General features: G+C 53.6%; 22 protein-coding genes. 8 read left to right on the top strand and 14 right to left on the bottom strand.

All coding sequences use genetic code 11. From position 1 onward, the window contains the following. Positions 1-25: 25 nt before the first annotated feature. The 4 genes from BMY11_RS10970 to BMY11_RS10955 form a co-directional block, all read right to left on the bottom strand. On the bottom strand, positions 26-1,261 hold the full coding sequence (locus BMY11_RS10970) for a molybdopterin-dependent oxidoreductase (RefSeq protein ID WP_090575171.1): 1,236 nt from the start codon (positions 1,259-1,261) through the stop codon (positions 26-28). Between the two features lie 126 nt (positions 1,262-1,387). Continuing rightward, positions 1,388-1,699 (bottom strand): thioredoxin, encoded by a 312-nt coding sequence (gene trxA, locus BMY11_RS10965; protein ID WP_090575168.1) that lies wholly within the window; start codon positions 1,697-1,699, stop codon positions 1,388-1,390. A 75-nt stretch (positions 1,700-1,774) separates the two neighbouring features. Further along, positions 1,775-2,203, bottom strand: coding sequence for an RrF2 family transcriptional regulator (locus tag BMY11_RS10960; protein ID WP_090575165.1), 429 nt, complete (start codon positions 2,201-2,203; stop codon positions 1,775-1,777). Between the two features lie 109 nt (positions 2,204-2,312). After that, the gene (locus BMY11_RS10955) at positions 2,313-3,194 is read right to left on the bottom strand and encodes a DUF72 domain-containing protein (protein WP_090575162.1); all 882 of its coding nucleotides are present in this window, start codon (positions 3,192-3,194) and stop codon (positions 2,313-2,315) included. 169 nt (positions 3,195-3,363) lie between these two features. On the opposite strand from BMY11_RS10955, the gene BMY11_RS10950 reads away from it, so the two are divergent. Beyond that, positions 3,364-3,999 (top strand): DsbA family oxidoreductase, encoded by a 636-nt coding sequence (locus tag BMY11_RS10950; protein ID WP_090575159.1) that lies wholly within the window; start codon positions 3,364-3,366, stop codon positions 3,997-3,999. 59 nt (positions 4,000-4,058) lie between these two features. On the opposite strand, the gene BMY11_RS10945 is transcribed toward BMY11_RS10950, so the two are convergent. The 3 genes from BMY11_RS10945 to BMY11_RS10935 are packed head-to-tail and all read right to left on the bottom strand — an operon-like array spanning position 4,059 to position 5,389. Further along, entirely contained in the window at positions 4,059-4,382 is a 324-nt protein-coding gene (locus tag BMY11_RS10945; protein WP_090575156.1) for a DMT family transporter, read from the bottom strand. A 1-nt stretch (position 4,383) separates the two neighbouring features. After that, complete coding sequence (locus BMY11_RS10940) at positions 4,384-4,755, bottom strand: DMT family transporter (RefSeq protein ID WP_090575153.1); 372 nt, start codon at positions 4,753-4,755, stop codon at positions 4,384-4,386. Between the two features lie 22 nt (positions 4,756-4,777). Further along, complete coding sequence (locus BMY11_RS10935) at positions 4,778-5,389, bottom strand: TetR/AcrR family transcriptional regulator (protein WP_090575151.1); 612 nt, start codon at positions 5,387-5,389, stop codon at positions 4,778-4,780. Positions 5,390-5,575: 186 nt separating this feature from the next. Here BMY11_RS10935 and BMY11_RS10930 point away from each other — a divergent pair, with 186 nt between their 5' ends. Both BMY11_RS10930 and BMY11_RS10925 read left to right on the top strand, forming a co-directional pair. Next, positions 5,576-6,553, top strand: coding sequence for a copper amine oxidase N-terminal domain-containing protein (locus tag BMY11_RS10930; protein WP_090575148.1), 978 nt, complete (start codon positions 5,576-5,578; stop codon positions 6,551-6,553). A 61-nt stretch (positions 6,554-6,614) separates the two neighbouring features. Then, on the top strand, positions 6,615-7,118 hold the full coding sequence (locus tag BMY11_RS10925; protein WP_090575146.1) for a hypothetical protein: 504 nt from the start codon (positions 6,615-6,617) through the stop codon (positions 7,116-7,118). Positions 7,119-7,246: 128 nt separating this feature from the next. Here BMY11_RS10925 and BMY11_RS10920 read toward each other — a convergent pair whose 3' ends face one another. From BMY11_RS10920 to BMY11_RS10900, 5 genes are all read right to left on the bottom strand, one after another. Then, complete coding sequence (locus BMY11_RS10920) at positions 7,247-8,011, bottom strand: GTP cyclohydrolase II (RefSeq protein ID WP_090575143.1); 765 nt, start codon at positions 8,009-8,011, stop codon at positions 7,247-7,249. Positions 8,012-8,084: 73 nt separating this feature from the next. Next, the gene (gene nagZ, locus BMY11_RS10915; RefSeq protein WP_256217407.1) at positions 8,085-9,419 is read right to left on the bottom strand and encodes a beta-N-acetylhexosaminidase; all 1,335 of its coding nucleotides are present in this window, start codon (positions 9,417-9,419) and stop codon (positions 8,085-8,087) included. Between the two features lie 141 nt (positions 9,420-9,560). Then, complete coding sequence (locus tag BMY11_RS10910) at positions 9,561-10,385, bottom strand: alpha/beta hydrolase family protein (RefSeq protein WP_090575140.1); 825 nt, start codon at positions 10,383-10,385, stop codon at positions 9,561-9,563. 95 nt (positions 10,386-10,480) lie between these two features. Continuing rightward, positions 10,481-11,182: a DNA alkylation repair protein gene (locus tag BMY11_RS10905; protein WP_090575136.1), complete on the bottom strand. Its 702-nt coding sequence runs from the start codon at positions 11,180-11,182 to the stop codon at positions 10,481-10,483. 621 nt (positions 11,183-11,803) lie between these two features. Beyond that, complete coding sequence (locus tag BMY11_RS10900; RefSeq protein ID WP_177182594.1) at positions 11,804-12,445, bottom strand: molybdenum cofactor guanylyltransferase; 642 nt, start codon at positions 12,443-12,445, stop codon at positions 11,804-11,806. A 276-nt stretch (positions 12,446-12,721) separates the two neighbouring features. Here BMY11_RS10900 and BMY11_RS10895 point away from each other — a divergent pair, with 276 nt between their 5' ends. The 5 genes from BMY11_RS10895 (at position 12,722) to ptsP (ending at position 17,727) form a co-directional block, all read left to right on the top strand. Then, positions 12,722-13,591 carry a PRD domain-containing protein gene (locus BMY11_RS10895; RefSeq protein WP_090575130.1) on the top strand — a complete coding sequence of 290 codons (870 nt, stop codon included), beginning with the start codon at positions 12,722-12,724 and terminating at the stop codon, positions 13,589-13,591. Between the two features lie 8 nt (positions 13,592-13,599). Further along, on the top strand, positions 13,600-14,088 hold the full coding sequence (locus BMY11_RS10890) for a PTS sugar transporter subunit IIA (protein WP_090575127.1): 489 nt from the start codon (positions 13,600-13,602) through the stop codon (positions 14,086-14,088). 54 nt (positions 14,089-14,142) lie between these two features. Then, complete coding sequence (gene nagE, locus BMY11_RS10885; protein WP_090575125.1) at positions 14,143-15,618, top strand: N-acetylglucosamine-specific PTS transporter subunit IIBC; 1,476 nt, start codon at positions 14,143-14,145, stop codon at positions 15,616-15,618. A 118-nt stretch (positions 15,619-15,736) separates the two neighbouring features. Further along, positions 15,737-15,997 (top strand): HPr family phosphocarrier protein, encoded by a 261-nt coding sequence (locus tag BMY11_RS10880; protein WP_090575122.1) that lies wholly within the window; start codon positions 15,737-15,739, stop codon positions 15,995-15,997. After that, positions 15,994-17,727, top strand: a complete 1,734-nt coding sequence (ptsP, locus tag BMY11_RS10875) for a phosphoenolpyruvate--protein phosphotransferase (RefSeq protein WP_090575119.1) — start codon at positions 15,994-15,996, stop codon at positions 17,725-17,727. Before BMY11_RS10880 ends, ptsP begins: the two co-directional genes overlap by 4 nt. A 434-nt stretch (positions 17,728-18,161) precedes the next feature. Here ptsP and BMY11_RS10870 read toward each other — a convergent pair whose 3' ends face one another. Both BMY11_RS10870 and BMY11_RS10865 read right to left on the bottom strand, forming a co-directional pair. Continuing rightward, a complete protein-coding gene (locus tag BMY11_RS10870) occupies positions 18,162-18,488 on the bottom strand; it encodes a GNAT family N-acetyltransferase (protein WP_143069241.1) in 327 nt (108 codons plus the stop codon). Positions 18,489-18,682: 194 nt separating this feature from the next. After that, positions 18,683-20,341, bottom strand: coding sequence for a glutamine--tRNA ligase/YqeY domain fusion protein (locus tag BMY11_RS10865; protein ID WP_090575114.1), 1,659 nt, complete (start codon positions 20,339-20,341; stop codon positions 18,683-18,685). Positions 20,342-20,390 lie beyond the last annotated feature (49 nt).

Here is a 20,390-nt window from a genome sequence, read left to right as displayed (position 1 = left end):
TTATTCTATCATCACTTTGAAGCGCTTACACCCAAGCGTCAGTGTCGTAGCCGCGTTCTTCCCAGTATCCGGTATAGTCAGAGTCAATAAGCTCGATGCGATTCAGCCATTTTACCGATTTGTACGTGTACATCTTCGGCACGATGAGCCGAACCGGACCGCCGAGATCGCTCGGAATGATCTTGCCGTCATGCAGAACAGCAACCATCACATCGTCCATATTCGCCTGCTCGAGGGTAAGCGAGTCGGTGTAAACGCCGTCTCCCGAGTATAATTTGACCGTCTTCGCATTCGGCTTCACGCCTGCCATCTTCAGAAAATCCTTTAGTTTGATGCCTTCCCATGTATTATTGTAGACCGACCAGCCCGTTACACAGTGAAAATCACTCACCTGCACTTCCCGCTTAAGCGCCACGAACTGTTCCCAGTTCCAACGCATGGGCTTCTCGACCAAGCCGTCGATAATAAAGGAAAAGTTGCTGTTATCAAACTTCGGAATCTCCGTCACCGTATAGATCCGGAACGTCCCCTTGCTGCCCCCGCCAATAGGTGGTGATGAAGCCGGAAGCGCCTGAGGCAGAGGAACCATGTTGTTCGCGTCCGACTCGACGATCTTCTCGATTGCCTCGCCAGGGCTCAGCGTGTTTCCAATCCATTTCAGAAAAGAAGGCCCAATTGCAACCGCGACGCCTACTCCGACTGTGGCTCGGATGAAGGCACGACGTGACATGAGCGCTTGCGGCTGCCCCGCTGCTGGATGGAGGATCTCTCTCTTCTCGTTGCCCGTCTTGACGGTGCGACGATGCGGCTCCTTAAGCCATTTGAGACGTGTGATGGAATGATAGATGATGTAAGGCAGGCCGACCCATGTCAGCACATCATGCACATAGAGAGCGTTATTCGACCAGCGAGGTCCGACGGCTCTGAACTGCCAGAGCAAGAGGCCCGACAGCAGCCAGCCAACGAGCAAGCCGAGCACGATGAGCACATTGGCCTTTTGGCTTGTTTTGCTCTTCAGCTGTTTCCAGTGCTTCCCCGCAAGCAGCAGGTAGAAGACGACCGGCACAAGCGAAGCGATGCCAACCACGATATGTATATAGCGGATAATGACCCGGCCTTCGCCCAGAATGCCGCGCCACATCCCTTGAAACAAGACGAGCCCTGTCAAAGCAAGGATGACTACAATATAACCGTTCCAAGAATGGAGTGAAGTTAGCTTCTTTCCGTACCCTTTTCGCACACGAGCTAGCCAGTTCTGCATCTGCAGCACCCGCCTCCTTAAGATTTAGAAATCGCTTTCCCAATTATATCCTATGAACATGAAGATCGTATGTAGAAAGAAAAAAAAGCCCCCACACCACTGGTGCGAGGGCTCATGCTGCTGTTCTTAGATTTGGCCTTGAATTTTGCTTGCAAGCGCTGCTTTGGATTGCAGGCCAACCATTTTGTCAACTGGCTGTCCGTCTTTGAAGAGGATCAGCGTAGGGATCGACATCACGCCGAATTGGGAAGCCAATTCTGGCTCTTCGTCTACGTTGATTTTCGCGATTGTTGCGGAACCAGCAAGCTCAGTGGAGAGCTCCTCTACGATTGGAAGCTGCATTTTGCAAGGGCCGCACCATGGCGCCCAGAAATCAACGAGCGTTACGCCGCTCTCGATGCTTTTGTTAAAAGTGTCTTTCGTCAATGCTACTGCCATGTTCATTCATCCTCTCTACAAATAAGTTCGTAATCCTATGGGAAGGGATACCCCGACTCACCTAACACTCATGCCTCAAGGACACTGCTTGCATTCCTTGATCTGACTCAGCACATCGGAAATCGTTATGCCGCCAAAATAATTCTCAAGCTGCTTCTCCGCCCTGCAGAAAATACCGTCCATCACTTCCCGCATGTTGGAGCCGACGACGCAGTCCATATCCGGGTCTCCCGAGCACCAGCTCGGAATGACGGAGCCTTGCGCCATCAGCCGATAAATATCGGCTAGGGTGACAACAGCTGGATCAAGCGTCAGCCGGTAACCGCCGCCTGCGCCTTCCCGCGTGTCGACATAACCGCCGCGCTTCAAACAGCTCATCACTTTGCGTATGCGGGCCGGATTGGTTGAAACATTATCAGCAATGGCCTCGCTTGGCGCCATCCGCTCCGGCAAGTAAGCCAAGTAAACTAAACTGTGTACGGCAATCGTGAATTCGCTGTTCATGCTTAAGCAGCACCCCGCTTTGTACTGTAATCATATCAGTTACAGTTGAAGCTGTCAACGGCGGCAGCTGTCTTATTTTGTGATATCAGGGGCAGCTCTATTCAGTCATCTAGAACAGTTCAAGCTGTTCCGCGTCCGCGTCGCCTGGCGGCGGCAGCTCGAACGAGCCGCGCGGCGGCAGCTGGTGCAGCATCGCCATTAGCTGCAATGCATTGTCCGCCGCATCGCCGCCGGAGTTGTTGTTGAACAGCACGCATACGGTGCGCGATTGCCCAGCGAGGCGGTGCAGACGCTCCGCCCAATCGTTCAGTTCCACGTCATTGTAGCGGTACAAGTAGCGCACGTCACGCCAATTCGGCTGACCGGCGGACACCCAGCCGCTCGTATTGCGCCCGTGCAACCTGACTAGCGTCAGCTCCTCACTCGTTGCCGCTTCGACAATCGGGATCGAGCCGTCGCCCGCTTGAGGCTCATCGCAGACCGTATGGAACCAGCCTTCCCGCTGCGTGAAGGCGATGGTCTTCTCCTGCATCTCCGGCGTGTACCAGCTCTGATGGCGGAATTCGAGCGCACACGGCACATCGCCCATGCGCGCCTTCGCCGCCCGCAACACGTCCACGTTTGCGCGCGTGCAGTTAAACCATGGCGGGTATTGGAACAATACCGCCATTAGTTTGCCCGCTTCGCGAATAGGCGTGATCGCATCGAGAAATGCTTGAAACATTGCGTCTTCGTTCTCGTAAGGATGGGCGCCTTTGCCTCGCGAATGGCCGGTCATGCCCTGATACGCTTTAATGACGAAGCGGAAGTCATCCGGTGTATCGTTTGCCCACTTCGCCATCGTTTGCGGCGACGCAATCGCATAGTAGCTACTGTCCACTTCGACAACGCGGAACCACTTCGCATACGCGGGCAGCTTATTCTTGGCAGCGCCCGCACCGCGGTACAGCTCGGAATGGTCGCCCCAGCCGCATAAACCGATCTCGATCACGATTTGTCACCTCATATTTTGCAGCAGGACGGGCCTTGTCGCCCTTGCTTGATTGTGTAAACTGCATTAGCATGGAGATTAGCATAAGTTTACAGTGTCCGTATTCGGCAAATCAACAACTGAACTTACATCATCAGACAAACTAAGGGCGAAAGGTTGTCGTTTCCATATGCATATTGATCTGTACTCCGATGTTGTCTGTCCGTGGTGCCGCATCGGCAAGCAAAATCTGTTCCGTGCCATAGAAATGTGGAAAGAGAAGAACGACGAACCCGTCACTGTGACATACCATGCTTACCAGCTGGATCCGAACTTGCCGGAAGAAGGCCGCGCTTTCGATGAAGTGATGACACGTAAGATGGGCGGTCCGGAGTCCTTGAAGCGGGCGATGGATCAAGTGACTAGAGCTGGTGCTGCTGTCGGCGTTACATTCCGCTTTGACTTGGTGAGCCGCATGCCGAACACACGGCTGGCGCACCGATTCGTCGCTTTACTGCCGGAGGAGCACCATGCTAATGCAGTCGAGGAGCTGTTCCGCGCTTACTTCGAGGAAGGCGTCGATGTCGCACAGTTGAGCGCTATTATGAGCATTGCCGAGCGACTTGGCGTCAATACTCCTGATCTGGAGAAGCAGCTCGCGAGCGGCGGAGGCGGAGACGCGGTTGATGCCGATCTACGGAAGGCGCAGCAGCTCGGGATTACCGGCGTTCCTTTCGTTGTTTTCAACAATCGTTATTCGTTGTCGGGTGCATACCCAGCCGAGGAAATGCTCGGGCTGATGAGCGGCGTGAATACAGGGGTATAAATGAGAAAAAGCTGAGGCGGATAACTCCGCGCTCAGCTTTTATATTTCACTGCAGAGGATTAGTGCCCGCCGCCGACAATTCGAAGTCCGATCACACCGATAATAATCATACCGATAAAGAGCAGTTTGCGTTTGTCCTTCGATTCGCCGAATACGGTCATCCCGAGCACGACGCTGCCAACCGAGCCAATTCCCGTCCATACAGCATAAGCCGTACTCATCGGAATGACCTGGAGCGACCGCGATAAGAAGTAGAAGCTGACGAAGCCCGCACCCAGCGCGAGCAGCGTTCCTCGCCAATTCTTAAAGCCGTTCGACAGCTTGATCCCCGTCACACCGCCGACTTCCCCAAGCCCCGATACGAGTAGATACAACCATTCCATCTTAGCTGTCCCCTCCTTTCGAACCGCTTACTTCAGTGGGCTCGCTTGTTTCAGGATCAGTAGCGATCATTTTGAGTCCGATGATGCCGCTCATGAGCAGCGCGATGAACACCAGCTTGAGCACATCGACAGGTTCATCCAGGAATACGATGCCGGTGATGACCGTACCAACTGTTCCAATGCCTGTGAATACCGCATAGGCTGTGCCGATCTCGATCTTACGCATCGCCGTCGAGAAGAACATGAAGCTTATAATAAGCAGCGCTACCGTAATGATGCTCGGTACGAGCCGCGTAAATCCATGTGATGCCTGAAGCCCGTAAGCCCAGCAAATTTCAAGCAAGCCTGCAATGAGCAGAAATAGCCATGCCATGATGATATAATCCCCTTTCGTGTTAAGCCCTCGGCTGTGGCTTTGGCGTCGTCCTCTCTACCGATTCCCGCAGGCAATCCCAGATGAGCGCTTGCCGCCTCCTATATAGCGCCGAATCGTACAATTTATATTCAACGAGCAGACCGTCTATTAAGGCATAGAATAGCGCTAGTAGACGCTCTGTCTGCTCTGACTCTGGATGAAAGCCACCAACTGACAATACGCTGCGGTTCAACAGTTCCATAAGATGTTCTGATACTTGATTCTCATAGGCGATAAAATCCTGTCCAAGCCGCTCCTCCAGATGCCGTGGCGGGACGAGCAGCGTCCGCTTCAGAAAGGATTGCCCTTGCGAAATGTGGTCCAAATCTGTGTAAAAGATAAATGCCGCGTTTAGACGGTCCATCGGAGGATGATCCGTCGTCTCCGCCAGCATCTGCATAAACTTCGCATGCTCCTCGCGAATCGCATCGTCGATCAGCTCCAGAAGCAGCTGCTCCTTGGACTCGAAATGGGCATAGATCGACGGCGTTTTAATGCCAACCGACTTCGCAATCTCCGAGAGAGACACGCCTTCGTAGCCCGACTCCGCGAATAGCGTGAGCGCCGCATGCTTTATTCGGTTCGCCGTCATTATGAATCACAATCCCCTTTTGAGTGAGTAATCTGAACGTGCACACTACTTGCACAATTGCCTAACGAACGTTAGTTAGCTGACCTCAAGTGATCATAACGACTTTGCGAGATGGTGTCAAGAGTTACGAAGCGTAACTTTCCCGTCTGACCAGACGTCTGAGCTTTATATAAAGGAGGCTTTCCCATGAAGAAAATAATTACCCTCACAGCCGCGCTAAGTTTACTGGCAGCGAGCTCGGTCGCCAATGCGTCAACAACGCGCCATATTATCGTGAACGATCAGTCTGTATCGTCCTCGTCCGATTTCACTCCGATTGTGGAGAATGGTAGAGCACTTGTCCCGCTTCGCGTCGTCGCAGACGCGCTTGACGCCTCCGTAGCTTGGGATGCCAAGTCGCGGACAGCTTCGGTTCGTAAATGGTCGGATTCAATTGTGTTCAAGGCAGGCTCTAAGACGGCTACGGCTGTATATGGAAACGTGAGTCCGGACCCGCAGACCGTAGCGCTCGATACGGAAGTGATTGTTCGGCGGGATCGCGTCTATGTGCCGCTTCGTATGATCGCCCATTCACTCGGTTATCTCGTTGACTTGCGTGGGAACGGTAGCATTTTGCTTCAATCGCCATTAAGCCGATCCGACCGGGAGTTGCTCGCGACAGGTAAGCTGAGCGATGCGCGAATGTTCGTGAAAACCAAGGGTGTAATGAACGCTCGTTATGCCAATATCCCAACCATGTACCCATCAGAAGGGAGGGAAGGCTTCGCCGCAACGTTCTTGTTCCCTGCCGGGGAAGCGAACCGCTTCTTCTTGGTAGCAGGCGACACGGCTGCTTTCTACGAATTGAAAGGCGGCTTCTTCGTGATCACTTGGCGAGCGCTTATTCCACTTGGAAACAAGGACGAGCTTCGCTTGTTCATGGATCGCATGTTCACTAAAGCGACGGGCAAGTATCCAGCAGATTTGGTTGGCAAAATCTTCTTCTATTTCACCAATAGCTCCATCGTCACAAGTGAACGGCGGGAAGCGGGTCAGATCGCTGCGGACGGCACCATCACCCGGCTCGGCATCAAATGGACCATCGGCGAAGAAGTGAAGGAACAATCCGGTTCTCTTGCACTGGTTGCACCGGATGAGACGAGAAATGAAGTGAGGCTGCCTTAATGTCCGCAGCCTTATCGTCTGGAGAAGAAACTGAAATCTTTTGTACAGGAGGTGTCTTACGATGATGAAGCTCAAGTTTACCGTGCTTACACTGCTGCTCGTGGCTCTGCTCACCGGATGTGCAGCCGAAGCTGCTGCACCTCGGCAGCTGACCTCGGAGCAAGTGGTCGAGTCCATGCGACAGGCTGGAGTGAAGCTGCATGGCTTGCATGTCAAAGGCGGCGGATTCCCTGGCGGCATCTATGCTCGTTTGCTGGACCGGGTGAACCCGGATACTTATAGCATGGATACGTATGCGATGGGACTGGTCACGGACAACCCTTCCACCAAGGCAGCCGACCATTCCCTCGCATCCGTCGTCAATCTGTCCGTTTACGTGTTCGATTCCGAGGCAGAGCGGGTTCGGGGCCGGAAGGATTTTGACAAACAGATGTTGGCGATGCCGCAGCTGCAAGTGCATCCGGGCATCTACGAGAAGGACAACGTGATGGTCGTCTATCTGCGCGACACCGATTTCAAGGATCTCGTCGATGACGAGATTCTTGAAGCGATGGATAAGCTGTAGCGGCTAATGACGCGGCTGTATTCGTTCCCATAAGGCTTTCGCTGCACTCTAACGGAAGCCATCCCAGCTGCCCGAGCCGCACGCAAACAACCCCGCGTTCAACCAACGCGGGGTCTCTCTGCTCCAACTCACGGTATTGTCAGCTCCTCGGCATAATGCCCCGACCGATTCACCTTCGTCTCCAAGTACTTGCGGTTGAACTCCGAAATATCGCCCCACAGCGGTACGCGATCGTCGACGTTCATCCCAGATGCCTTAAGCGCCGCAAGCTTCTTCGGATTGTTTGTGATAAGCGTCACCGGCTTGCTTCGCAGATGCGACAGCACGAGCAGCGTGTCCTCGTAGCTGCGCGTATCATCCTGAAAACCTAGCTCCAGATTCGCCTCCACCGTGTCATAACCCTTCTCCTGCAAAATATATGCCATCGCTTTGCTGAACAACCCAATGCCGCGCCCCTCATGATTGGCGAGATAGAACAGCGCACCTGTGCCATGGCTGACAATCATCTTCATCGACTGATGCAGCTGAAAACCGCAATCACAACGTTTACTGCCGAAGATGTCGCCCGTATGGCATATACTGTGCATCCGAATGAGCGCATCTGCATGGTTCGCGAAATCACCGTAGACGAGCACACTCGACTGCTGCTTCTCCGCCAAATTCGACTCAGACAGCTGCTCAATCAAGTACGCCGTGCGTTCCTTCTCCCGACATCCACCCTCGCTGTGAACGAGATCCTTGCACGGCAGCCAGCAGTACCACTGAAACTGCACGGTTTCGCCGTCCAAATTAACCGGCAGCGAGATCGGGCCTACCAGAATAATTGTGCCCCGCTTACTCTTCAACGTCTGAATCCGGTCGTCCAATATCGCAACGATTGCTTCATCGATCACTTCTCATGAGCCCCCTATCGCAAGCAAGCTGCTGTTAGTGTGAGATGCGACGATAGGAATTATTCGATCACGTCTATTTCACTACACGCGCAGCTGCCGCCGTTTGCTCCCGAATCGCAGCATTGATCACCTTCAGATCAGGAACAGCAGGCACCTTCGTATCCGACAGCTCGTAACGTTCCTTCAATGCCAATATCCGCAGCACACTCTTGTTAATCCGCTGCTCGGTCAATTCTCCCTTGCTTATGCTCTTCTTGAGCGCCGCAATAACCGCGTCCACATTCGCATATTCATGCGCAATAAGCACAATATCGCTGCCTGCTTTCACCGCCTGCACCGCCGCTTCGCCCATACCGTAATGATTGGCAATTGCCCCCATCGTCAGATCGTCGGTGACAACAACACCTTCGAACCTCAATGTACCTCGCAGCTCATCCGTGATGACACGCTTTGATAATGAAGCCGGCCACTTCGCATCCAGCTTCGGGAACAGGATATGAGCTATCATAACCACATCCGCACCGTCGCCGATCGCTTCTTGGAAAGGACGCCATTCGAACGCCTTCAGCTGCGACAAGCTTTTATACACAATCGGCAGCTCGAGATGCGAATCCACAGACGTATCTCCATGCCCCGGAAAATGCTTCACAACCGGCACAACCTTCTCGTCTTGCAGCCCCTCCATCACAGCTAGCCCCATCTTCGTCACAAGGTCCGCAGTCGCTCCAAAGGAACGATCACCGATCACGGGATTGTTCGGATTGCTATTAATATCAAGCACGGGTGCAAAATCAACATTAAATCCCATCGCCTTGCTCGCTTCTCCAAGCAAATGACCAATTCGCCCCGCATACGCCGCATCTCCGGTATTGCCTACTGCCTTCCCGCTTGGCAGGGCAACAAGGCCAGGAAGACGCGCAACTCTGCCTCCCTCTTCATCGACAGTAACGAGCAGCGGCGATGCGTTCCCACTGTTCCATGTTTTCAGCTGATTCACATACGCAGCGACTCCGCTCGGCGTCGCCACATTATCCTTATAGAAAATAACCCCGCCGACATGCTGCTGCGCAATCATCCGCTTCGCCCGCGCGTCCGCTTTCTTCCCTTCCACGCCTGCAATTATCATGGAGCCCAGCTTCTCGTCAAGCGACATCTCCTTGAGCTGCTTCTCGATCTCCGACTTCGGCGGCGGCTCCTCAGCAGGGGGCTGCTGATCCGGCTCATCGGCAGGTGTAGTCGGCTCCACAGGCTGGTTCGGCTCAGTAACGGAATGTTGATTCGTTCCGCCGTTCTGCCCAGGAGCGGGCTTTTCTGGAGGCTGCTCCGCAAGTTCATGGGAAGCACAGCCATTCAGCAATAGAATCGCAACTGTTAGCGCAGCGGCACGGACTTTCATGCTCCGAATCATCGTGAAAATCACCTACTTTCAACGTATCGTGATTTCCTTATTATTTCCTCATCCGGAGCAGAAGAACCTCTATCCCCCCATTAAATGCAAAAAGCCACCCTCTCTCATAATGAGAAAGAGTGGCTACTCTAACATCTGATGTTAGATTGTCCACAAACTCCAATCATTCCGTCGCTTGCCAATGGCATTAATCCATCGGAGCGAAGTAGCAAACAGCTGCTCGCGGGAAGATTTCGACGAGAAAGTATGGTCTGCCTGCAGGATCACTTCCTTATCACAGCCACCTTCCTTGCGAAGCCAGAACATCTTCTGATACAAGAAGCAATAATCGACCGGAATGACCATATCTGCAGTGCCGTGTACGATCAGCACTTCACCGCCGTAGCCGCTCAGCTCTGTCAGCGGTTGATATTGTGCAAGCGAATCTGTGAAGCGCTTCGTAAATTCGTAGTGCATATGGTCAGTTTTGCCCTCGGTCTCAATTTCTTTGATCGCCTTCGCACCGATAATGTTGCGAATATCGAGGAACGGATGCGCGACTGGAGCCCACAGCACAAGCGATTTCACACGATTGTCGCGCGCTGCCGTGAGTACAGCAACCGCACCGCCTAGGCTATGACCGAGCAGCGTAATTCGCTCATGGTCAACAAGGTCAAGACTCGACGCGTAGTCAATGACGGTACGTGTCTGAGCAATCAGCTCATCCAGGCCTCCGCTGCCATAATCGCCGGTACTCTCTCCGCAGCCACCGTAATCAAACCGCAGCACGAGATAACCACTGCGTGTCAGCCGCTCCGCCGCTTCGACGAACAAACGATCCGTTCCCATTCGGTTGCCGATAAAGCCGTGGCATATAATAACAAGCGGAAACTTCGCCGCATATTTCGTCTCTGGATCGCACTGGGGGTACTGAAGTACGCCCGATAATTGCAAATCGCCGCTCTTAATCGTTATAGGATGATTCATCTCGGCACCACCTTATTCCTATAATTCCTACCTACTTTGTTGGAATTAACTTTACCACGTATGCTCTGCCCCGTCAATTACCGTTTTTCCAAACTTTAACTGCCGATATGCTTGAGCGCTTCACTTACGCTTAAGCGAGACAGCTCTGTTCCGGCAACGAATTGTTTGACCGCTGCGGCGTCCGACTTGCCATACTCCCGAAGTGCCCAGCCGATCGCTTTGCGAATGAAGAAATCTTCCTCATGCGCGGTTCGGCGAATCAAATCGAAGAGCAGCGGTACATCCGTCTTCGACTTGTAGCCAAGCTGGAACAGAATCGCCGTGCGGCGCAGCCACAGGTTGTCCGCTTCATCCATCCACTTCTTCGTATATGGCGCTACCATCTCCGGATGCTTCGCAAACAACGTGCCGACAAGGTGGCTGGCAATGAGATCCACTGTGTCCCACCACGAGTTCGTCGTGACCATAAACTCCAGTAACGACGCGTCTTCAGGCCGTAATTCCTTCTTACGCTTCTCCATTAGAATCATCGCCGTATAATGAAACTCCCTCTCCGGCGTCGCCCACAGTTCGCGAACAACCCTCTCGAGCGCTTCACCAGAAGGAACGCCATTCGCCTTCATGAACTGCTTCGTAAGCGAAGTACGCTCCGGTGTACGTATTCCGAGAAAAGGGAACAAGCCCCGCATATAAGCCGACATCGCCTCCGCAGCCTCCTGGTTAGCATGGCTGCGCAGCAGCGCTTCTATGTCTTTGCAATAAGTCGGCGACACCGCCGATGCAGTACGTGAACCCATAAATCCCAGCCTCCTCTATGACTCGATTATAAATTTTCCAGCCCTTCACTACAACTTACATCGACATAACACGACAAGTCATTTGTAAGAAATAATAACATATTGCGTAATTTGGGTGTAGTGTGAACGATTCATTCCAGATACTGGTGAAAGTAGCTGAAGAGAGCGACAAAAAGAGGGAGGGGATGTCACATATCGTTACAATTTCGCAGAAAGGGTCGAAGAGAAGGTAAGATGCAATGTTTTTGAGGATACAGTGTGTTTAGAGGTAGATCCGCAGTGACTGAGGCATGACAGTCGCAAGTCGGTGCGAAGTGTGGATTGTTGAACGAGGAGGGGGATGGAGGGCGAAACGCAAGACAATGTGGGAATGAGGTTAAAGAGCCAACAGATGGCGATTGCTGAGCGTGTAGAGATTCTAGGCGTGGACGGTGACAAACGAACGTTTGCTGTGTGTTGAGAAAATCTTGCGAAGACGGTGACAAAGCGGCGCGAACTACGCACCTCTGGAGAACGAGGCGAGGAGCCGATAATTTACGTTCACTCAACGCCGAGAGCACCTGTTCGAAGAAGCAGTAAACTGCGTTTGGCAGAACGAGCAGACGCCGGCACCTACTCCTATCAGCGTCGTTGCCCGGCCATGTACAGTGCGTAGAGTTCCGGCGTATTGAGGTTAATGAAAGCCAATGCTTCTTGGGGAGTTGGCTCAAGCTGAAGGGCAGTCAGTCCTTTCAAGAACGACATGACGCGGAGATCCCGCTGCTCCAGAAGCTGCTGCAGCTGGGCGACTACGCTGGTATTGTATAGTGCGTGAAAAGGCTGATTCGCTGTGGTGCGAATGACAGCCGATCGGCCTTCACCCTCGAATGCCGCTGCCTCGGCAGAAGAGATCATTCGCGCGAGCAATGGTTCCGACAGCACTGGCATATCGCAGGCCATGACGAAGCCATAAGCTTGTCCCGGAATGACCGACAACGCCGTATGCAAACCGGCTAACGGACCACAATCCCTATACGTGTCGCGGACAAATTCAAGCGGTGCCTGGACACCAGACAGCGCCTGCTGATAGACCTCTTCTCGCTGTCCGTCCCCTGCTGAAATGATGATTTTACCGCCAATTCCAGCGCTCAGCATCTGCTCGGCAATGATGCGCAGCAGCACCTTTTCGCCAACCGGCAGCAACGCTTTATCCGTCCCCATTCTACTGCTCTGACCGCCTGCCAGAATGACGCCGTGAATGTCCGCGCCTGTTAGTGCCATCATAGTTCTTCCTCTCATCAGAGCAAAATTGTTGTCTCCAGTATACCATGTGCATGAGCACTTCTTACCCTCTCGCATATCCAGAAATTGTGCTTTGTGCACCTCATTGACGAAAACGCTTCCCTACGATATGATGAGCCTGCGTATTTCATTACGAATGGCGTGTTACCTTACATGAAGGGCATGAGCCAAGAAACTTTCTGCTGCCAGCGGAATTTTTCTTGGCTCTTTTTTGTGCCCAATTGCCATACTAAGCAGGTGCGAGGTGTATGTTTCGGCATGAAGAGTGAATCGCAGCTTCGAATTGAACGCGTCATCGGCAACAACGTCATTTTGGCACAGTCGGATGATGGTATGGAGTATGTGCTCATGGGGAAAGGCATCGGGTTCGGCAGCAAATCCGGCGAGCTTCTGTCTGACGATAAGCAGATTGAGAAACGATTCCGCTTAGACGATCCGAAGCAGATGAAGCATTATCACGCCATGATGGAGGAAACCGATCCTGAAGTTATCCGCATTACAGAGGCGATTCTCGCTGATATCGAGGAGAGGTTCGGTGGGCCGCTCAACAACAAAGTGTATTACTCGCTGCCAAGCCATATTCAGTTCGTGCTCTATCGGCTTCGCAATGACATGGAGATCAATAATCCTTTTCTCCAAGAGACGAAGCTGTGGTTTCCGGCTGAATATGAAGCTGCTGGCCGTGCAGCTGCCTTGATACAGAAGACGTTCGGGGTAGACGTGCCCGAGGATGAGATTGGCTTCCTCACGTACCACGTCCATTCCGCTTTCACGAATGTTGCCGCTTGGGAGCTCGCCAAGTTCACGAATGTCGTGACGGAGCTGATTGAGCGGATCGAAGCACGCAAAGCAATAGCCATCTCCCGGGACAGTATGGACTATCGGCGGCTCGTTACTGACCTCAGGTATACAGTCGAGCGGATTAGTCTTGGGAAGCATATGGCGAATCCGCTTCTGCCGGAGCTTCGGAAGAAGTTCAAGGGTGATTATGCCCTAGCGCAGGACCTGTCCGTACTTATGGCAGAGCGGCTAGGCACAGCTGTACCGGATGAAGAGGTCGGCTACATAGCAATTGAGTTGTACCGCTTTTTCCAAGGGCTAGAACAAGATCATCCCGTTAAGGAGTGAAGGAAATTATGCTAGGTAAGTTGTTTAAATCGAAGAAAGCAATGCTTGAGATCGTCTCTCCTCTCACAGGTAAAGCCGTACAGCTCGCGGAGGTGCCGGATGAAGCCTTCGCAGGCAAGCATATGGGCGATGGCGTTGCCATTGAGCCGACTGTCGGCAAACTGATCGCGCCATTCGACGGAACGATAGCGCATGTCATTCATACCAACCATGCTGTCATCATTGAGCATGAATCAGGTATTCAGCTGCTTGCGCATATCGGCATCAACACGGTAGCAATGCAAGGCGAAGGCTTCACAGGCCACGTTCAAACAGGCGACACGGTCAAAGCAGGCCAAACGCTCATTGAGTTCGATATCGACAAAATTAAAGCTGCCGGCTATCCGGTCATTACACCAGTCATTATTGCCAACGGCGAGACGGTAGCGGAGATGGAAACGTTGTTCGGCGATGTGTTGTCAGGTGATACGACCGTCATTCGTGCGGTGCTTGCATAACGCAAATACGGTAAAGGCTAGGCTATTACACTATCTTGAAAGGATGGAGATGACATGTTAGCATTTCTGCAAAGAATCGGAAAAGCACTCATGCTTCCCGTTGCCGTTCTCCCAGCGCTGTCCATACTGCTGCGGTTCGGTAACATCAATTATGTCACTGATTTTCATTTTGGCGAAGGGTTCGGCGGTTGGCTGAATCAATACGTGGCACCATTCCTCGCTGCCGGCGGCGGCGCGATATTCGATAACTTGCCGCTTCTGTTCGCGGTCGGCGTTGCCATCGGCCTTGCCGGTGACGCTGTAGCAGCAATGGCTGCCGTACTCGCTTACTTGGTACTGACGAACGTCCTGGCTAAGGTGCCAGTTGCATTCGCTGACTTCGTCGGTAAGGACGCAAAGCTCGACATGGGCGTGCTTGGCGGTATTATCGCAGGTATGTTCGCGGCATTCTTCTACAATCGATATCATAATATCAAACTTCCCGACTGGCTCGGCTTCTTCTCGGGCAAACGTTTCGTACCCATCATCACATCGCTTGCGATGGTTATTATCGGCCTCATCTTCGGTCTGATCTGGGGTCCAATCCAGAACGTACTCGATGACTTCGGACAATGGGTTGTTGACCTCGGCGGTATCGGCTCCGGCATCTTCATGATGGCGAACCGGTTGCTGATTCCTTTTGGCCTGCATCACATCATCAACTCGATTGCATGGTTCCAAATCGGCAATTTCACAGATGCAGCAGGCAAAGTCGTGCATGGCGACTTGACTCGTTTCTTCGCCGGAGACCCGACAGCGGGCATGTTCATGACAGGCTTCTTCCCGATCATGATGTTCGCGCTTCCTGCAGGTGCGCTGGCGATTATTCAGTCAGCCCGCCCTGAGAAGCGCAAAGCAATTGCTTCCGTATTCGTCGGTGCAGCCGTTGCTTCGTTCCTAACTGGTATTACGGAGCCGCTTGAATTCGCGTTCATGTTTGTCGCTCCAGGCCTTTATGTCATCCACGCGGTTCTGACTGGCCTATCCGGATATATCACCTATACGATTGGCATTAAGCATGGCTTCGGCTTCTCAGCAGGCTTGATCGACTACTTGGTCAACTACCCTCTGGCGACGAAACCTCTGCTTCTGATCCCAATCGGTCTTGTGTTCGCGGTTGTGTACTACTTCCTGTTCCGCTTCGTGATCGTGAAGTTCAACCTCAAAACACCTGGCCGTGAAGACGATGATGCACTTGTCGGCACAACGCCAGAGCAGCGCACTGGTGCTGCTGGCAAAGGTAGCACGGCTGGAGGCAATGATAAAGCAGCTCGCGTGCTTGAGAACATCGGCGGTTCGGATAACATCGTCGGCATCGATGCATGTATTACACGTCTACGCCTTGTTGTGAAAGACGATAAAGCCGTCAATGATTCCGCGCTTAAAGCGCTGGGCGCTTCCGGGGTTATGCGTCTTGGCTCCGGCGCCGTGCAGGTTATTTTCGGTACGCAATCCGAGCGTTTGAAGGACGATATTAAGAAATTGATGTAAGGATTAGCGATGGGCGCGCGGGAGACGGCATTGGAAGCTGTTCTCTCCGCGCTTCTATACATTGCGTGAGGATAACAGAGGAGATAACTGAGGAGATAACCGAGGAGGAACCTACTTCATGGAAAACACATACACGATTGGCAGCGAGCTTGGCATCCACGTTCGCCCTGCGAAACTGATTGTAGAAGCGGTTAAGAAATATGCTGGCACTGAAGTATTTCTGGAGAAAGACGGCAAGCGCGTAGCGGCAAAAAGTCTCGTCAACGTGCTGACGCTCGGCGCGAAGCACGGCGACAGCGTAATCGTGGTCACGGAAGGTGATCAGGCGGAAGCAGCGCAGCAAGAAATCGGCGCGATATTAGCGGAGCACGCGAAATGAAGCTGAGCGGTATTGCCGCATCATCTGGCATCGCGATCGGCCCGGCTTGGGTCATTGAACAGCTCGACGAAGCAGCCCTTCCCACTTCAATCGAGGCGTTCGCTGTCGTTGGCGAGACGAAGCGACTGGAAGCAGCCGTCGCCGCAAGCATCGCGGACATTAGCAGGCTGCGCGACCGGATGGCTTCTGATGGACGGTCAGAAGAGACGGAGATTTTTGAAGGGCATTTGCTGCTGCTCGAAGACGAGGAGCTTATCGGCCGTGCACTTCAGTTCATCGGGGATGAACTGAAGCCTGCCGCAGCAGCCATTGTGGCGGCGCGGGACGAAATCGCGGCGATGTTCGAGAGCCTCGATGATGAATATTTGCGCGAGCGCGCCGCAGACATTCGCGACGTATGCGGACGCGTAATCGGCCATCTGACCGGCCGCGCAGGGGTGCCATCGTCGGTGGATGGCGACCCTGTTGTGCTCGTGACGGCGGATCTCACGCCGTCCGATACAGCGCAGCTGAACAAGGACGCCGTAGCCGGCTTCGTGACGATGATCGGCGGACGCACCTCGCATTCCGCGATTATTGCGCGGGCATCAGGCTTCCCGGCTATCGTCGGCATGGGCCGTGAGCTCGGGGCCATCAAGAACGGGCAGCTGCTAATCGTCGACGGCTCGACGGGCGAGCTGTTCGTTGATCCGGACCCAGCAGTTGTGCAGGATTATCGAAGGCGCCAGCAGGTGCTGATTGAGCGGCGTGAGCGGCTCGGTACATTGTTGGACGAAGAGTCGGTGTCTGCCGATGGCGTCCATGTGGAGCTTGCCGCGAACATCGGCTCCCCGGACGATGCGGCGGGCGCACGTGCTGCGGGTGCGGAAGGCATCGGCCTGTTCCGTACCGAGTTTCTGTACATGGGCCGCGACACGCTGCCATCGGAAGAGGAGCAGTTCGCCGCTTATAAGAAGGCAGCTGAGGCTTTCAAGCCAGGTGCTCCGATTGTCATCCGCACGATGGATATCGGCGGCGACAAGGAGCTGCCGCTGCTCGATCTGCCGAAGGAGGACAATCCGTTCCTCGGCTATCGGGCGATCCGAATTTCTTTGGATCGACACGATTTATTCAAGGCGCAGCTTCGCGCCATCCTGCGGGCGAGCGCCCACGGGAACGTGAAGATCATGTTCCCGATGATCGCGACGCTCGCGGAGTTCCGCGCCGCGAAGGCTGTTCTGGCGGAATGCCGCGAAGAGCTGGTCGCCGAGGGTTTGCCTGTCGGCGAAGGCGTCGAAGTCGGCATTATGATTGAGGTGCCAGGTGCTGCGATGATGGCCGACCGCTTCGCGCGGGAGGTCGACTTCTTCAGCATCGGCACGAACGATCTGACGCAGTACACGATGGCGGCTGATCGCATGAACGAGAAGCTGACCGCGCTCGGCGACCCGATGCAGCCGGCTGTGCTGCGGCTGATCGAACGCGTGATCCGCGCAGCTGAGACCGAAGGCAAGTGGGTCGGCATGTGCGGCGAGATGGCGGGCCAGCCGCATGCCGTGCCGCTCCTGCTCGGGCTCGGCCTGCAGGAGTTCAGCATGAGCGCGAACGCGGTGCTCGAAGCACGGGCTTTGATCCGCCAGCTGAGCAAGCAGGAGATGGCGGCTCTGGCGGCCGAGGCGCTCGACCTCGACTCGCCGCAAGCGATCCGCGAGCTCGTCGAAGCGCGCGTACCTGCGGTGCGCGGGTTGTAATGGGTTGCAATAGCAAAGCCTCCCACCCTCAATAAATGAGGGTGGGAGGCTTTTTTGATAGTAGCGGCTGCGGAGGCGATGAAGTCCAGTAAACCAGCTTCTTTCGCAAGAAACCGACAGTTTGCCCTCGAGAGGTCCACCAGACCAGGTACTTTACCGGACTAACCACCAATTCGCCCTCATGTAGTCCACCTGACCAGCTTCTTACCCCAACCACACTCCCGCTTGCCACCTATGTAGATCCCTATCGTACTCTCTTTCGCTTCTTTGGCCGGATTTCCACCTATGTAGATCCCGAGGGGGCTCTCTTTCACTTATTCAGCCGGATTTCCGCTACTGTAAGGTAATCACTACCCTCTTGCCGCTTTTTCATCAGATTTCCGTCAATGTAGGGTAACCACTACCCCTCTTTTCGCTTTTCCGACGGATTTCCACTAATGTAGGGTAATCACTACCCCTCTTTTCGCTTTTCCGGCGGATTTTCCGCCAATGCAGCACCAGCCGATCAACTCCTCCGTCTCCTTCTGATTAATCTCGATCCGAAGACGCAGCTCCCCTACATCCCCACCGCCGTCCGAGACCGCCTTCAAAAATTCCGCATTCTCTGGCATTTCGCTGTTCACAAACCAATCCGTCCACTGCTCCTTCGGCACGTTCCAGCCCGGCAAATAATCGTATATTTCAGGCTGCCATGCCAGCGAATGAAGCACGTCTAAATCGGCAGCGACGAATTCTCTTAAATACACATTCCTTGCAGTCAATCCGCAGATTGCCCATAACCTGCCCCTCTCCATATCATCATACTAAGCTCTATCATACATCTCCAAGTTAAACGGAAGTGGGTATAAAATGACTGTAATTCCGCCGCCGCAAAACAACAACAGCAACAGGCCAACACAAAAAAACCGCCTCCAAGCCACAGTCGGCTTAAAGACGGTTCTCCCTAACTACTATATCAAGCTTTCGGATCAAAAGAACTCTTCAGAGACACGATACGGTTGAACACAACCTTCGACTCGCTTGTATGCTTCGGATCGACGTTGAAGTAACCGTGGCGGAAGAATTGGAACTTGTCCTGTCCACGCGCTTCCTTCATGTTCGGCTCAACGAAGCCTTGCAGCACTTCGAGCGAGTTCGGATTGATGCGCTCAAGGAACTCCTTGTCCTCATCGTCCGCGTTGTCTACGAGCAGCGGCTCGAACAAGCGGAATTCTGCAGGTACCGCTTGGGACGCTTCCACCCAGTGGATCGTTCCTTTCACCTTGCGGCCTGTGAAGCCGCTGCCGCTTTTCGTCTCTGAATCGTACGTGCAGCGCAGCTCAACCACGTTGCCCGCCTCATCCTTGATGACCTCTTCGCACTTAATGAAGTACGCGTGCTTCAGACGAACCTCATTGCCTGGGAACAGACGGAAGTACTTTGCAGGAGGATTCTCCATGAAGTCATCCTGTTCGATGTAGATCTCGCGCGAGAACGGGATTTGGCGGTTACCCATCGCTTCGTTCTCCGCATTGTTCTCCGCTTCAAGCATCTCAACTTGGCCTTCCGGATAGTTAGTGATAACCACCTTCAACGGCGCAAGCACTGCCATTGTCCGCGGTGCCTTCAGCTTCAAATCTTCACGGATGAAGAACTCCAGCATCCGCTCATCTACAACGCTATAAGCGCGCGCAACGCCAATCTCGCGGCAGAACGCACGCAGCGATTCCGCCGTGAAGCCGCGGCGGCGAAGGCCGCTGATCGTCGGCATGCGCGGATCGTCCCAGCTCTCGACAACACCTTGATCGACAAGCGATTTCAGGTAACGTTTGCTCATAATCGTATTGGTTACGTTCAAACGGGCAAACTCATATTGTCGCGGCTGTGATTCCATCTCGCACTCTTCTATCACCCAATCGTACAACGGGCGGTGATCCTCGAATTCCAGTGTACAGATTGAGTGGGTCACACCTTCAATCGCATCGCTGATCGGATGCGCGTAATCGTACATCGGGTAGATGCACCAAGCATCGCCTGTCCGGTGGTGATGGGCATGTGCAATCCGGTACAGCGCCGGGTCACGAAGGTTGATATTCGGCGAAGCCATATCGATCTTCGCACGAAGAATGCGCTCGCCGTCCTTGAATTCACCAGCACGCATGCGGGCGAACAAATCGAGATTCTCTTCGACGCTGCGGTCGCGGTAAGGACTGTTCGTGCCCACCACTGTAAGGGTACCGCGCAGCTCACGCATTTCCTCCGCAGTCAGATCACATACGAATGCTTTGCCTTTCTTAATAAGAAGCACGGCGCGCTGATACAGCTCTTCAAAATAATCCGATGCGAAGCGGAGATCATCCCACTCGAATCCGAGCCAGGTTACATCCTCTTGGATGGATTCAACGTATTCCGTATCTTCCTTCACAGGGTTCGTATCGTCGAAACGCAGGTTTGTTTTGCCGCCATATTCGTCAGCAAGCTCGAAGTTCAAGCAGATTGACTTGGCATGTCCAATGTGCAGATACCCGTTCGGCTCGGGCGGAAATCTCGTAATGACCTCTTTCACTTTACCGGCTTTCAAATCATCAGCCACAATATTTTTAATAAAGTTAGAGGATGATGTCTTATTCTCCATCTCAATCAACACTCCTAGCAGAATCTTATCCTACTATCATACACAATTT

Source organism: Paenibacillus sp. OV219, assembly GCF_900110075.1.
Classification (GTDB): domain Bacteria; phylum Bacillota; class Bacilli; order Paenibacillales; family Paenibacillaceae; genus Paenibacillus_Z.
The sequence above is the reverse complement of the archived record's forward strand: the minus strand, read 5'-3'. Positions and strand labels throughout refer to the sequence as shown.